The organism is Salmonella bongori NCTC 12419 (assembly GCF_000252995.1).
GTDB lineage: Bacteria > Pseudomonadota > Gammaproteobacteria > Enterobacterales > Enterobacteriaceae > Salmonella > Salmonella bongori.
The window spans coordinates 487,384-500,986 of record NC_015761.1 but is presented as its reverse complement, the minus strand read 5'-3'; the positions used below and the strand labels follow the sequence as shown (position 1 = coordinate 500,986).

The 13,603-nt window shown below is 54.4% G+C and carries 13 protein-coding genes, 3 pseudogenes and 1 other annotated feature; of the genes and pseudogenes, 7 read left to right on the top strand and 9 right to left on the bottom strand.

The genetic code is table 11. The annotated features are described in order from the left end of the window. Window positions 1–150: 150 nt before the first annotated feature. Complete coding sequence (gene ybaL / locus SBG_RS02255; RefSeq protein WP_000546199.1) at window positions 151–1,827, top strand: YbaL family putative K(+) efflux transporter; 1,677 nt, start codon at window positions 151–153, stop codon at window positions 1,825–1,827. Between the two features lie 81 nt (window positions 1,828–1,908). Here ybaL and SBG_RS02250 read toward each other — a convergent pair whose 3' ends face one another. Further along, window positions 1,909–3,213, bottom strand: coding sequence for an inosine/guanosine kinase (locus tag SBG_RS02250; RefSeq protein ID WP_015702746.1), 1,305 nt, complete (start codon window positions 3,211–3,213; stop codon window positions 1,909–1,911). Between the two features lie 152 nt (window positions 3,214–3,365). Between SBG_RS02250 and aes the strand changes: the two genes are divergently transcribed. Next, window positions 3,366–4,337 carry an acetyl esterase gene (aes, locus tag SBG_RS02245; RefSeq protein ID WP_015702745.1) on the top strand — a complete coding sequence of 324 codons (972 nt, stop codon included), beginning with the start codon at window positions 3,366–3,368 and terminating at the stop codon, window positions 4,335–4,337. On the opposite strand, the gene hemH is transcribed toward aes, so the two are convergent. Beyond that, on the bottom strand, window positions 4,334–5,296 hold the full coding sequence (gene hemH, locus SBG_RS02240) for a ferrochelatase (RefSeq protein WP_001250070.1): 963 nt from the start codon (window positions 5,294–5,296) through the stop codon (window positions 4,334–4,336). The two genes, aes and hemH, sit on opposite strands and share 4 nt — an antisense overlap. A 72-nt stretch (window positions 5,297–5,368) precedes the next feature. On the opposite strand from hemH, the pseudogene SBG_RS23435 reads away from it, so the two are divergent. After that, a pseudogene (locus SBG_RS23435) lies at window positions 5,369–5,476 on the top strand (hypothetical protein); the annotation flags it as partial. Here the strand turns inward: SBG_RS23435 and adk are convergent. From adk to SBG_RS02205, 7 genes are all read right to left on the bottom strand, one after another. Beyond that, window positions 5,473–6,117 carry an adenylate kinase gene (adk, locus tag SBG_RS02235; RefSeq protein ID WP_001220230.1) on the bottom strand — a complete coding sequence of 215 codons (645 nt, stop codon included), beginning with the start codon at window positions 6,115–6,117 and terminating at the stop codon, window positions 5,473–5,475. The pseudogene SBG_RS23435 and the gene adk overlap by 4 nt on opposite strands. Before the next feature lie 221 nt (window positions 6,118–6,338). Next, a complete protein-coding gene (htpG, locus tag SBG_RS02230; protein WP_015702744.1) occupies window positions 6,339–8,213 on the bottom strand; it encodes a molecular chaperone HtpG in 1,875 nt (624 codons plus the stop codon). Between the two features lie 109 nt (window positions 8,214–8,322). Next, window positions 8,323–8,928 (bottom strand): recombination mediator RecR, encoded by a 606-nt coding sequence (recR, locus tag SBG_RS02225; RefSeq protein ID WP_001195018.1) that lies wholly within the window; start codon window positions 8,926–8,928, stop codon window positions 8,323–8,325. Next, window positions 8,928–9,257 carry a YbaB/EbfC family nucleoid-associated protein gene (locus tag SBG_RS02220; protein WP_000467098.1) on the bottom strand — a complete coding sequence of 110 codons (330 nt, stop codon included), beginning with the start codon at window positions 9,255–9,257 and terminating at the stop codon, window positions 8,928–8,930. The genes recR and SBG_RS02220 overlap by 1 nt, the downstream gene beginning before the upstream one ends. Before the next feature lie 45 nt (window positions 9,258–9,302). Next, window positions 9,303–11,234, bottom strand: coding sequence for a DNA polymerase III subunit gamma/tau (gene dnaX / locus SBG_RS02215; protein ID WP_000121952.1), 1,932 nt, complete (start codon window positions 11,232–11,234; stop codon window positions 9,303–9,305). Continuing rightward, window positions 9,906–9,970 (bottom strand) — a sequence feature (DnaX frameshifting element). Its footprint overlaps the gene before it by 65 nt. Window positions 11,235–11,348: 114 nt before the next feature. After that, on the bottom strand, window positions 11,349–11,900 hold the full coding sequence (gene apt, locus SBG_RS02210; protein ID WP_000127345.1) for an adenine phosphoribosyltransferase: 552 nt from the start codon (window positions 11,898–11,900) through the stop codon (window positions 11,349–11,351). Window positions 11,901–12,052: 152 nt separating this feature from the next. Beyond that, the gene (locus SBG_RS02205) at window positions 12,053–12,430 is read right to left on the bottom strand and encodes a DUF454 family protein (protein WP_001189866.1); all 378 of its coding nucleotides are present in this window, start codon (window positions 12,428–12,430) and stop codon (window positions 12,053–12,055) included. A gap of 68 nt (window positions 12,431–12,498) precedes the next feature. Between SBG_RS02205 and priC the strand changes: the two genes are divergently transcribed. The 4 genes and pseudogenes from priC to SBG_RS21300 form a co-directional block, all read left to right on the top strand. After that, the gene (priC, locus tag SBG_RS02200) at window positions 12,499–13,026 is read left to right on the top strand and encodes a primosomal replication protein N'' (protein WP_020842834.1); all 528 of its coding nucleotides are present in this window, start codon (window positions 12,499–12,501) and stop codon (window positions 13,024–13,026) included. Window positions 13,027–13,038: 12 nt separating this feature from the next. Then, window positions 13,039–13,206 (top strand): pleiotropic regulatory protein RsmS, encoded by a 168-nt coding sequence (rsmS, locus tag SBG_RS02195; protein WP_000051160.1) that lies wholly within the window; start codon window positions 13,039–13,041, stop codon window positions 13,204–13,206. Between the two features lie 69 nt (window positions 13,207–13,275). Further along, a pseudogene (locus SBG_RS23430) lies at window positions 13,276–13,421 on the top strand (Rpn family recombination-promoting nuclease/putative transposase); the annotation flags it as partial. Further along, window positions 13,414–13,566: pseudogene (locus tag SBG_RS21300) on the top strand (Rpn family recombination-promoting nuclease/putative transposase); the annotation flags it as partial. The pseudogenes SBG_RS23430 and SBG_RS21300, both read left to right, overlap by 8 nt. Between the last annotated feature and the right edge of the window lie 37 nt (window positions 13,567–13,603).

Genomic DNA, 13,603 nt, shown 5'->3' with positions numbered 1-13,603 from the left:
TCCCTTCTTTGCCTGTTTTCCGATCCGTGCTCTTTTTAGAGCTAAATTCCATTTTTTTATAAAACTCAACCATTTTTTATAAACATCATGATTGAAATTGTCATAAACTATTAACCGGAATTTTGGACCCCAGCAACCAAAGGAGACGGAATGCATCACGCCACCCCGCTTATTACCACCATTGTCGGCGGCCTTGTGCTCGCTTTTATTCTCGGCATGATTGCCAACAAATTGCGTATTTCTCCACTGGTGGGATATCTGTTAGCGGGCGTTCTGGCTGGGCCTTTTACACCGGGTTTTGTGGCGGATACCAAACTGGCGCCGGAGCTGGCGGAACTCGGCGTGATTCTGCTGATGTTCGGCGTCGGGCTGCATTTTTCGCTGAAGGATTTGATGGCGGTAAAGTCTATCGCCATTCCCGGCGCCGTCGCTCAGATAGCCGTGGCGACGCTGTTGGGTATGGCGCTTTCCGCTGTGCTGGGATGGTCATTAATGACAGGCATCGTCTTTGGGCTCTGCCTGTCTACCGCCAGTACTGTCGTCCTGCTACGCGCGCTTGAAGAGCGACAGCTTCTTGATAGTCAGCGAGGACAAATCGCTATCGGCTGGCTGATTGTCGAAGATCTGGTGATGGTATTGACCCTGGTGTTGCTGCCTGCCGTCGCCGCCATGGTGGAAAAAGGTGATGTCGGCGTTGCCTCGCTGGCAGTGGATATGGGAATAACCATTGGTAAAGTGGTGGCATTTATTGCCATCATGATGCTGGTGGGACGCCGCCTGGTGCCATGGATTATGGCCCGCAGCGCCGCCACCGGTTCCCGCGAGTTATTTACCCTTTCCGTACTGGCGCTGGCGTTAGGTATTGCCTTTGGCGCCGTGGAACTGTTTGACGTTTCCTTCGCGCTGGGCGCGTTCTTCGCCGGAATGGTACTTAATGAGTCGGAACTTAGCCACCGGGCAGCGCACGATACACTGCCGCTGCGTGATGCATTTGCTGTCCTGTTTTTTGTTTCCGTTGGCATGTTGTTCGATCCGTTAGTCTTGATCCAACAGCCGCTGGCGGTGCTGGCGACGCTTGCCATTATCGTTTTTGGGAAATCGGTCGCCGCATTCTTTCTGGTGCGGTTGTTCGGCCACTCGCCACGAACCGCGCTGACCATTGCCGCCAGCCTGGCGCAAATCGGCGAATTCGCTTTTATTCTCGCCGGACTCGGCATGGCGCTTGACCTGCTGCCGCAAGCAGGGCAAAACCTGGTGCTGGCGGGCGCGATTTTGTCGATTATGCTTAATCCCGTACTGTTTGCCCTGCTGGAGAAGTATCTGGCGAAAACTGAAACGCTGGAGGAGCAAACGCTGGAAGAGGCTATCGAAGAAGAAAAACAAATTCCGGTGGATATCTGTAATCATGCCCTGCTGGTGGGTTTTGGCCGCGTCGGTAGCCTGCTGGGAGAAAAATTAATGGCCGCCGGTATTCCGCTGGTGGTTATTGAAACATCGCGTACCCGCGTGGATGAACTACGTGACCGCGGGATTCGCGCCGTACTGGGCAACGCCGCTAACGAAGAGATCATGAATCTGGCGCATCTTGACTGCGCCCGCTGGCTGCTGTTGACCATTCCCAATGGTTATGAAGCTGGTGAGATTGTCGCTTCGGCGCGGGAAAAATGTCCGGGGATTGAAATTATCGCCAGAGCGCATTACGACGATGAGGTGGATTACATCACCGAGCGCGGCGCGAACCAGGTTGTGATGGGTGAGCGAGAGATTGCCCGCGCTATGCTGAAACTCCTTGAAACGCCGCCTGCAGGTGAGGTCGTCGCCAGTTGATGTGCAGGATGGCGACGAAAAGCGTCTTATCAGGCCTGAGACGTTGCAGGCCCGATAAGCGAAGCGTCATCGGGCATTAACTCAGCGATCCCAGTACGATTCTTCCAGGCTATCCTCACGTTCCGGCAGTCCGCGCGTCAGACGTGGGGAGTGCTGGTTCAGCACCTGATAACTGACACGGTTAGCATATTTACAGACCTGCGCCAGCGACGAGTAAGTCAGCCAGGTAAATTTGTGCTTACTGGAATTCGGCACGTTGGTACGATGATAATTGTTCGCCGTAATATCATGCAGCAGCGCTGCCAGCGCGCCATCTCCCGCACCGTTGGTGTTCATGATTTTTTCCGGCCCGCCCATATACGGCGCAATATGCGAATAGACACGCAGCGGGTTAATACAATCTTTATGGCGCATCGCCCGGCTAAATTCATACTGGTTAAATTCAGCAATAGCCCCCGGCAACAGCGGATGCTGGGTTTTACGTTTTGCTTCCTCTTCGGTGAAGCCTGCCATATATAACCCTATCGGCCCGGCGGTGCATAACACCAGGTCGACCCAGTCCAGCGCCTTATCCGCGGCCAGCAGCGGGTCGTTTTCGCCGGTCAGCGCCTCTGCTTCTTCTTCATTCATTGCCAGAATAGAGACATTTTCTTTAAGAAACGTCTGCCACCACTGCGGATTATCGGCGATCACAAATTTGGTGCCCAGCGTCATGACAACCGGCACGTTATGCTTTTTCGCGTATTCGATTGCTTTCATCGTCGCGTCAGGCATCGGTTCGCCAGGCTTACAGCGCACCAGATATGAGGTCAACACCAGCGCGGAGGCGCCAGCGATCACCGCTTCCGGAATACTTTCCGCCCGTAGCTGATTCATATGGCCGGGGCTGATAGCGAAGGTACGCTCGCCGGATTCGCCAATTAGCGTGAAACAACGGCCAATCGGGCCATCTACCGCTTGCAGATAATTCAGGTCGGTACGGCTGGAAGTATTACACAGGTAGCGATAAGCGTAGCTGCCAATCTCAATATTGCTGCACATCACGCCCAGTAACACCGAACGGTCATCCGCCAGTACCGAGTAATTATGCATCGTATTGCCTATGGTGCCGCCAGCAAACTGATGGGTGATCAGATTTTCCCGCGTCAGTTCCTGATACAGCTTCTCCGCCACCTCGTCTTCTATCACCAGAGAATGCCCGGCGCTTAATCCATAGCGTGTAATAAAATCGTCATCCACTTTCGCCTCAATATCCACCAACGTCTGGTCGATACCGACCACCCAGGAGGCGTTAGTTTCCTGTTCTGGCTGAATTTGTTGCAACAACGGGTCACGCGCATTGACGGGAAAATAGTGTTTGGATTTACGTTTACCGGGAAATTTCATGATTGTGCTTACGGATGAATAACGGAGCGCTGCATGGTAGCACATTCCTTCTGATGGGCGCGATGGGCGATGGCGTTTCAATATCGGACGACGGGATCGCAGTTTCTCCAGCCGCGTTTTTTACAATGGTTCACTTTCACAAGGAGCGTTTTATGAAGCCGGAAAATAAAATTCCCGTACTCACCCGACTGTCAGACGAAATGAAAGCCGTCGTAAACTTCCAGCAACCAGGTCTTCCCCCCTGGCCTGCCGATGGCGATATTGAGACCCAGCGCCAGTATTATCTTCTTGAGCGCCGTTTCTGGAATGCCGACGCGCCGTCCATGACCACCCGCACCTGCGTCGTCCCTACGCCTTATGGCGATGTAACAACCCGGCTCTACTCGCCGCAGCCGACCAGTCAGGCCACCTTATACTATCTGCACGGCGGCGGATTTATCCTCGGTAACCTGGATACGCATGACCGGATAATGCGTTTGCTGGCGCGTTATACCGGCTGCACCGTGATCGGTATTGATTATTCGCTGTCGCCGCAAGCGCGTTATCCGCAGGCCATTGAAGAAACCGTCGCAGTATGCAGCTACTTCTCTCAACATGCCGATGAATACTCGCTCAACGTGGAGAAAATCGGTTTCGCCGGAGATTCCGCAGGCGCCATGCTGGCGCTTGCCAGCGCGATCTGGTTACGTGATAAGCACATTCGCTGCGGTAACGTTATCGCGATTCTGCTGTGGTATGGGCTGTATGGGTTGCAGGATTCGGTAAGCCGCCGTCTGTTCGGCGGCACGTGGGACGGCCTGACGCGTGAAGATCTGGACATGTACGAAAAGGCCTATCTGCGTAACGAAGAAGATCGGGAATCGCCCTGGTATTGTCTGTTTAATAACGATCTCACGCACGATGTGCCGCCCTGCTTTATTGCCAGCGCGGAGTTTGATCCGCTCATTGATGACAGCCGCTTGCTGCACCAGACATTACAGGCGCACCAGCAGCCCTGCGAATACAAAATGTATCCCGGCACACTGCACGCCTTTCTGCACTATTCGCGAATGATGACAATCGCCGACGATGCCTTGCAGGACGGCGCGCGATTCTTTATGGCGAGGATGAAGACGCCGCGTTAACGGTACGGCGCCGTGAGTTTCAGCATCATATCAATATGTTCCGGCGTCGCGTTCAGCGCCGGAATGTATGCATATTTTTTACCACCTGCCTCAAGGAAGATCTCCCGGTTCTGCTCCGCAATCTCTTCCAGCGTTTCAAGGCAGTCCGCCGCAAACCCCGGACACATGACCTGAATATGCCCCGTTCCTTTCTCACCCAACATTTTTAGCGTTTCATCAGTATAGGGCGTCAGCCACGGTTCACGGCCAAAGCGCGACTGGAACGTCATCATCACTTTTTCCGGCGGCAGCCCCAATGCGGAAACCAGTTCGCGCGTGGTATCGCGACAACGTTGCGGGTAGTCATCACCTTCATCCGCGTAACGTTGTGGAATACCGTGATAGGAGAGCAGGAGCAAATCCGGCTCGCCGTGTCTGGCAAACGACTCGCGTGCGCTTTTCGCCAACGCATCAATATAAGCGCCGTTATCCGCATAATCGCGGATAAAGGAAATACCGGGGATACGGCGTTTACGCGCCAGTATCCGTCCCAGTTCGTCCCAGACGGCGCCCACCGTTGAGCAAGAGTATTGCGGATACAAGGGCAACACGACAATATGATCGACGTTGCTTGCCAACAGTTCATCGACGGCGCTTTCCAGCGAGGGCGAGCCGTAGCTCATCCCCAGCGCGACGGGTGTATCCGGTAGCCGCGCGGCCAGAGCCTGCTGCTGTTCGCGGCTATAGACCATGAGCGGTGAACCATCCTCCATCCAGATAGAGTGATAAAGTTTCGCTACACGCGGTGAGCGCAGAGGTAAGATGACGCCACGCAGTAACGGCCACCACAGCAGACGAGGCGTATCCACCACGCGTCTGTCGCTTAAAAATTGTTTAAGATAGCGTTTTACCGCCTCGGGGGTTGGGGCGTCTGGCGTGCCAAGGTTAGCCAGCAGGATACCGGTTTTCGTCTGACGCATTGCCGCCTCTTGTCCATTCAAATTGTTGATAATTGTAGCGGAAAAGCGAAGAAGAAGAACTAATTGCTGTGAGAGGTTTTGCCTGATGGTGCCACGCTTATCAGGCCTGCGCAATCTTGTAGGCTGAATAAGGCGTTCACGCCGCCATCCGGTAAGGCGGATGGCGGCGGGCAATATTAGCCGAGGATTTTTTCGAGGGAAGCACGCACGTCGGCCACGGCCTGGGTACCGTCAACTTTCGCGTATTTGGTGTTACCCGCTTCCGCTTCTTTCTGATAGTAGCCGATCAACGGCGCGGTCATCTGATGATATTCCACCAGGCGCTTACGTACGGTCTCTTCCTGATCATCTTTACGGGTCGTCAGATCTTCGCCGGTAACATCGTCTTTGCCTTCCACTTTCGGTGGATTGAACTTAACGTGGTAAACACGCCCTGAGGCAGCATGTACGCGACGACCAACGATACGGTCAACGATCAGTTCGTCCGGTACGTCAAATTCCAGCACGTAATCCACTGCGATACCTGCTTCTTTCATCGCATCAGCCTGCGGAATCGTGCGTGGGAAGCCGTCCAGCAGAAAACCGTTACGGCAGTCATCCTGGGCGATACGTTCTTTAACCAGCGCGATCACCAGTTCATCAGTCACCAGCTTACCAGCATCCATGATGTCTTTTGCCTGTTTGCCCAACTCGGAGCCTGATTTCACTGCGGCGCGCAGCATATCGCCGGTGGAGATTTGCGGAATACCATATTTCTCCATGATGAACTGAGCCTGAGTTCCTTTACCCGCGCCCGGAGCGCCAAGCAGAATAATACGCATTACGAAAATCCCCTTAAAGGTTGTCGATATTTTTTAAAAAGCGCTAAACGATACCACCATCACGCAGTTCGCTCAAGGAAGCCGCCTGATGCTGAAACGGTTAACGGGGGGAAAATCGAAAATAAGAAGAGAAAGTGCCGGATGGCGGTATAAATAACCTTCCGGCCTGGAATCAGTAGGCCGGATACGCGTTAGCATCATCCGGCCTCATATAACCGCTATCAGGACACCAGTAGCTGGTTCATACGGCGGATAAACTGGTTCGGATCTTCCAGCGTACCGCGTTCGGCAAACAGCGCCTGATCCAGCAACAGTTCTACCCACTCTTTGAACTGCGCCTCGTCCTGCGTATCGGCAGTACGTTTGACCAGGATGTGATCCGGGTTGAGCTCAAAGATGTATTTCACTTCCGGCACGGACTGACCGGCCGCAGCGAACAGTTTCGCCATCTGGGTGCTCATCTCATCCGCATCGGTGGTGACAATCGCCGGCGTGTCGGTTAAACGATGCGTCAGACGCACCTCTTTCACGCGATCGCCCAGCAGGGTTTTGACACGCTCCACGAACGGCTCAAGCGCCTTTTCCGCTTCTTTCGCGTTTTCGTCGACTTCATCCGCCAGTTTTTCGATGGACTCATCGGCTTTAGCAACAGACTGGAACGCCTTACCGTCGAACTCGGTCAGATAGTTCATCATCCACTCATCAATACGATCGGAGAGCAGCAGCACTTCGATGCCTTTCTTACGCAGCAGTTCCAGATGCGGGCTGTTTTTCGCCGCCGCATAGCTGTCTGCGGTGATGTAGTAGATTTTTTCCTGCCCTTCTTTCATTCGGGAAACATAGTCTTCCAGCGACACGGTCTGTGCGGAAGAGTCTGTATGGGTAGAGGCGAAGCGCAACAGTTTGGCGATGGCTTCCTGATTGGCATGATCTTCCGCCGGGCCTTCTTTCAGCACCAGGCCGAATTGTTTCCAGAAAGTTTGGTATTTTTCCGCGTCGTCTTTCGCCAGTTTTTCCAGCATCTGCAGAACGCGTTTGGTCAACGCGCTGCGCAGATTACGCGTCACTGTACTGTCCTGCAGGATTTCACGGGACACGTTCAGCGGCAGATCGTTAGAGTCAATCAAACCACGCACAAAACGCAGATAGTTCGGCATGAACTGCTCAGCGTCGTCCATAATGAACACGCGCTGTACGTACAGTTTCAGACCGTGCTTATGATCGCGGTTCCACAGATCCCACGGTGCCTGCGACGGGATATACAGCAGGCTGGTGTACTCCTGCTTCCCTTCCACGCGGTTGTGGCTCCAGGTCAGCGGATCGGTGAAATCATGCGCGATGTGCTTGTAGAACTCGTTGTACTCATCGTCTTTAATTTCAGATTTATTGCGGGTCCACAGCGCCTGAGCCTTGTTGATTTTCTCCCAGGAAATGACGGTTTCGCCGTCTTTTTCTTCCCGTTTTTCAATCTCTACCGGCAGAGCAATGTGATCAGAATATTTGCTGATGATGGAGCGCACGCGCCAGTCATCAAGGAATTCATCTTCGCCTTCACGCAGGTGCAGGGTGATTTCCGTACCACGGTCGTCTTTGGTGATATCCGCAACGGTATATTCACCTTCGCCAGCAGACTCCCAGAACACGCCATTTTCCGGCTTGTCGCCCGCTGCACGGGTACGTACGGTCACTTTATCGGCAACGATAAACGCGGAGTAGAAACCCACCCCGAATTGACCGATGAGTTGGCTGTCTTTCGCCTGATCGGACCCCATCGACTCAAGGAAAGATTTGGTGCCAGACTTAGCAATCGTGCCTAAATGGTCAATCACCTCATCGCGGTTCATCCCCACGCCGTTATCAGCAATGGTCAACGTACGCTTATCTTTATCAAAAGAGACGCGCACGCGCAGCTCGCCGTCACCTTCATACAGGTCCGGGTTTGACAGTGCGCGAAAACGCAGCTTGTCCGCCGCATCTGAGGCGTTAGAGATAAGTTCACGCAGGAAGATTTCTTTATTGGAATAAAGAGAATGGATCATCAGGTGCAGAAGCTGTTTAACCTCTGACTGAAAACCACGAGTTTCTTGACCTTTCATGTGGATAGACCTCAACAATACCATTTTAAGGGTAAAAATACGTTGAGGGTGAAATGGGGACAAGCGTGTGTGATTTCAAGCGGAGGCTGCAAATGCGGCCTCCGTTTGTTCATAAAACAATCTTATGGCGCCCTGCCAAAGAGTGGGACAGCGTGGTGCCATCAACCATCTCCAGCTCGCCGCCAACCGGCACACCGTGGGCGATGCGGCTGGCCTCGACGCCATATTGCGCACACAGCTCGGCAATATAGTTCGCGGTAGCTTCCCCTTCGACCGTTGGGTTGGTCGCGAGGATCAGTTCGCTGATTTTTTCTGACGCCAGTCGCTGTTCAAGGCGATCGAGACCGATATCATCCGGCCCGATGCCGTCCAGCGGTGACAGATGGCCCATCAGCACAAAATACCGCCCGGAAAATTGCCCGGTCTGCTCAATAGCGTAGATGTCCGCCGGACTCTCCACCACGCAAATCTGGCCGTTTTCCTGGCGCCGCGGGTTCGAACAGATATGACAGATATCCTGCTCAGTAAACGTCCGGCAATCGGCGCAGTGGCCAATTTCCGACATCGCCCGGGTCAGAGCCTGCGCCAGACGCATACCGCCACTGCGATCGCGCTGCAACAGGGTGAACGCCATCCGCTGTGCCGACTTAGGGCCAACGCCCGGCAAACAGCGCAACGCCTCCATAAGCTGAGTTAACAGCGGGCTGGTTTGCATCAGAACGGCATCTTAAAGCCTGGCGGCAACTGCATACCAGAAGAGACGGACGCCATCTTCTCTTTCTGCGTCTCTTCAATACGGCGAGCCGCATCGTTAAACGCCGCAGCGACCAGATCTTCCAGCATCTCTTTGTCATCTTCCAGCAGGCTGGGGTCGATTTCCACGCGGCGGCAGTTATGCGCACCATTGATAGTGACCTTCACCAGACCTGCGCCGGATTCGCCGGTCACTTCCAGCTGCGCAATCTCTTCCTGCATTTTCTGCATTTTTTCCTGCATCTGCTGGGCCTGTTTCATCAGATTGCCCAGACCGCCTTTTCCAAACATAAGCTCTCTCTCTTGATGGTTCACAATCGCAAGCCGGGCTTACGATCAAATGGGGCGGATACTCTCTTCATCCAGTTCGGCGTCGAAAAACCGACGCAACGCCTGAATGTTATTATCCGCGATAATCGACTCGCGCGCCTGCGCAAGCTTCTCTTCGTAAATAGCCTGACGCCATTCCAGCGGCGTACGCACCGCCGGATTATCATCTTCAACGATAGTCAGTTCAACCGGTGAACCGGTTAATTCGCTCAGCGCCTGCGCCAGCTTCTGCTGCGCGCCACTGGAATTCAAATGCCGCTGAGTTGAGCGTAGGTGCAGACAGACGACATTGCCGTTCTCTTCTTTCCACGCATTTAACGCCACCTGCTCCACCAGCTTAGGCAGAGACAACTGGCTTACCTGCGCCGCCCACGGATCGCGCTCAATCGCTTCGGCCGCTAATTTTGCCGCCAGCTCCGGCGTTTTTTCATGCTCCAGCGCTTTTTTTAGCGCTTTTGGCGTCGCAACAACGTCTTTGGTCTGCACCACTGGGGTTGTCGCCTTCCAGCGATACGCCTCTTTCTTCGCTGGCGCCTTTTCCAGCGCGCTCGGTGCAGGACGTGCCTGTACGCGTTCCGATACGGAGGCCAGCCGCTCCAGCGCAGCGTTATTCACCGGCCGCGCGCGGAATGCGGCTGCCGGTTCACTCTTTTTTGCTTTGGTTGCTCCCTGCGCGCGCTGCAACTGATTACGCGCCGCCAGTACCTGGCTGGTGCTCTCCGACAATCCAACGGGCGCCGCCGGCGGCTGTTGAGCCACGGGCTGCTGCGGCACCTGCATCGGCGTCATCACCGCCGTTGGCGCAACAGGCGCAAAAGATTGTCTGGGGACTTCCGGTTCCGGTAACGGCATACGCGGGTGAAACGCCAGCGCACGCAGTAATGTCATTTCAACGCCCATACGCCTATCTGGCGCCCAGGGCAATTCTTTACGGCCAATCAGCAACGTCTGGTAATAAAGCTGGATGTCGCCTGGAGACACCGTCCGGGCAAGCTCGCGCATTCGTTGTTCAATGGCCGCCATATCGCTGCCTAACGCAGCAGGCGAAAGTTGTACCATCGCAATACGGTGCAGCAGGCCAAGCATTTCGACGAGTAGCGCTTCCCATTCGATACCGCGCGCCGCCGCCTCATTGACAAGCGCCATAACACGTTCGCCATCGGCGTCAACTACCGCTTCCACTAATGACAGCGCCTGGTCGTCGTCCAGTGTGCCGAGCATCGCGCTTACTGCTTGTGTTGAGACCTGTCCGTCGCCGCTGGCGATAGCCTGGTCAGTCAAACTTAGCGCATCGCGCAAACTGCCGTCAGCCGCCCGTGATAACAGTTGCAACGCGCGAGGTTCGTGAACGATATGTTCTTCATCAAGAATATGCTCAAGCTGATGGCGAATCTGTTCAACGTCCAGCGCCTTGAGATGAAATTGCAGGCAGCGAGACAAAATGGTCACCGGTAGCTTCTGCGGATCGGTGGTTGCCAGTAAAAACTTCACGTGCGCGGGCGGCTCTTCAAGCGTTTTAAGCAGCGCGTTAAAACTGTGGCGCGACAACATATGTACTTCGTCGATCAAATAGACCTTAAAACGCCCGCGCGCAGGCGCGTACTGGACGTTATCCAGCAGATCGCGGGTATCTTCCACTTTCGTGCGCGAGGCGGCGTCAATCTCAATCAGATCGACAAAGCGTCCCTGCTCGATTTCGCGGCAGTTATCGCAGACGCCGCAGGGTGTGGCGGTGATGCCCGTTTCGCAGTTCAATCCCTTCGCCAGCAGTCGGGCGATAGACGTTTTCCCGACGCCGCGCGTGCCGGAAAAAAGATACGCGTGATGAATACGCCCTAACGACAAGCCGTTCGCCAGTGCGGTCAGCACATGTTCCTGGCCGACGACGTCAGCAAAGGTTTGTGGGCGCCATTTTCGGGCTAAGACCTGATAACTCATTGGCAGGCTCTGAAACGCTGGAAGGTGGATTCATAGGAGGGTAATGCTAACACAACCTCGTCAATACAGCGAGGTTGTGTCTGTGGCTAAAATATCAGACGCAGATAACCTGAATCAGTGCCCCGGGAAGGGGACCAGGCTATAACAGGTAATACCCTGTTTTTCCAGACGCTGCTCACCACCAAGATCGAACAAATTGATAATGAACGCCGCATCGGTGACTTCCCCGCCCAGACGACGAATCAGCTTCACGGTCGCTTCAATGGTGCCGCCGGTCGCCAGCAGATCGTCAACGACCAGCACTTTATCACCGGGTTTGATAGCGTCAACATGGATTTCCAGCTGGTCGGTGCCATACTCAAGCTCATAGGTCTCGGCAATGGTTTCACGCGGTAATTTACGCGGTTTGCGTACCGGAACAAAACCAACGCCCAGTCCAAGTGCGACCGGCGCGCCAAACAGAAAGCCACGCGCTTCGGTGCCGACGACTTTGGTGATACCCGCCTTTTTATAACGCTCAACCAACAGTTCAATACTGAGCGCGTACGCTTTTGGGTCTTCCAGTAAGCTGGTGACATCACGGAAAAGAATGCCCGGTTTCGGGTAGTCCTGAATGCTTTTGATGCTGTTTTTAAGAAACTCAAGCTGCTGTGCAGTCGCGGTCATGGATGTATGCCTGCTAAGTACGGTGTTACTCACGGCGCAATACGCTTTGGTCAGGGGTAACTCTCGGTTACACTTTGACCGCCTGCGCCTGTGCTCGAAAACGGTCGAATTTACTGGCTGCGAACAACAATTGCAACAGCGATTCGTGTGCTTCAGCGCTTTTGTTGCTTTTCATCAACCACCGGTATCCGCCACATAAAAATGAGCAAGCAGGTCAGAATAACCAACAGCAGCGCCCGCACCCACATGAGATTCACCAGCCACAGCGAAATACCGAAGGTCACCAATATCAGCGCGATCGCTCGTGGTTTCGCCCCCGGCGGCATGGCCCGATGCTGCTGCCAGTAGCGTAGATAACCACCAAACCATGAGCGGTACAATAACCAGGCATGGAAGCGCGGCGACGAGCGGGCGAAGCACCAGGCAGCCAGTAAAATAAACGGAGTCGTCGGCAACACAGGTAAAACCACGCCTACCGTACCCAATACTACCGCCAGCCAGCCAATAATGATTAAAATAGTACGTTGCATAATGCGAATCGTTATCAAACAGAAGGCTACTGTAGCACAGCCTGCCTTATTTTCATCGGGGTGTTGAATTGAAAACCGCTATGCTGTTACAGGCGCTGGAAGAGAAGCTGGCGCGGCTACGTCAACGGTGCGCGCCGCTGGCGCAACACGCGACGCTTAGCGCACGCTTTGATAGGCATCTTTTTCGTACCCGCAGTACTCTGTTGCAGGGATATCTGGAAGAGGCACAAGCCAATCTTGCTGCCCTGGGTCAGGCGGTAAAGCATAAACAGCTACCGCAAATTGCCTGGCTGTCGGAACATCTGGCTTCGCAACTGGAAGCAATATCGCGTGAAACCGCCGCCTGGCCGCTGCGCCAGTGGGACAGCGCTGCGCCAGGGCTTGGCCGCTGGCAGCGTAGACGAATACAGCATCAGGAGTTTGAGCGTCGACTGCTGGCGATGACGCAGGAGCGAAAAGCGCGTCTGGTACAGGCGACCCATCATGTCGAACAACAGGCGCTCCAGAAGGAAGTCGAGATCTATGAAGGGCGACTGGCGCGCTGTCGCCATGCGCTGGAGAAGATAGAAAACGTACTGGCGCGTTTAACCCGTTAACCAGGAGAAAGTATGTCGCTTGAAAACGCCCCGGATGAAGTCAAACTGGCCGTAGATTTAATTGTTCTGCTTGAAGAGAACCGCTTACCGGCGCGAACGGTGCTACGCGCGCTGGAAATTGTGATGCGTGATTATGAAAACAAATTAAAAAGTGCGGAAGACGGCTCGCAAACGGAATAATTATTCACTGGTTTATCCTTGTTGCCGCTGACAAAGTGGTCGCTACAGTCAGGCAACAAGGGACGGGTCATGGAACGTTTACCCACCACGCCGCACAATGCGGTATTCCGACAGATGCTGATGCAAAAAGAGGTCGCCCGCGATTCCCGCCAGAAGCCTTTCTTACTATCTGCGCTCTGGATTCGCTGAAGCTGGAGTCAGGGCGTTTTGCAAAAAGGCCTTGAGCAAGGATTAGCGCAAGGTCATCAGGCCGACGCGCGTGCTATTGCCCGCAAAATACTTGCCAGCGGCCCGGAAGCCAGGCTTATCGCCAGCGTCACTGGCATTACGCTGGAAACGCTTTCCACGCTTTCGCATTAGCGGCGCCGCGCGCAATAATAAGGCGCGCGGCGCCCCC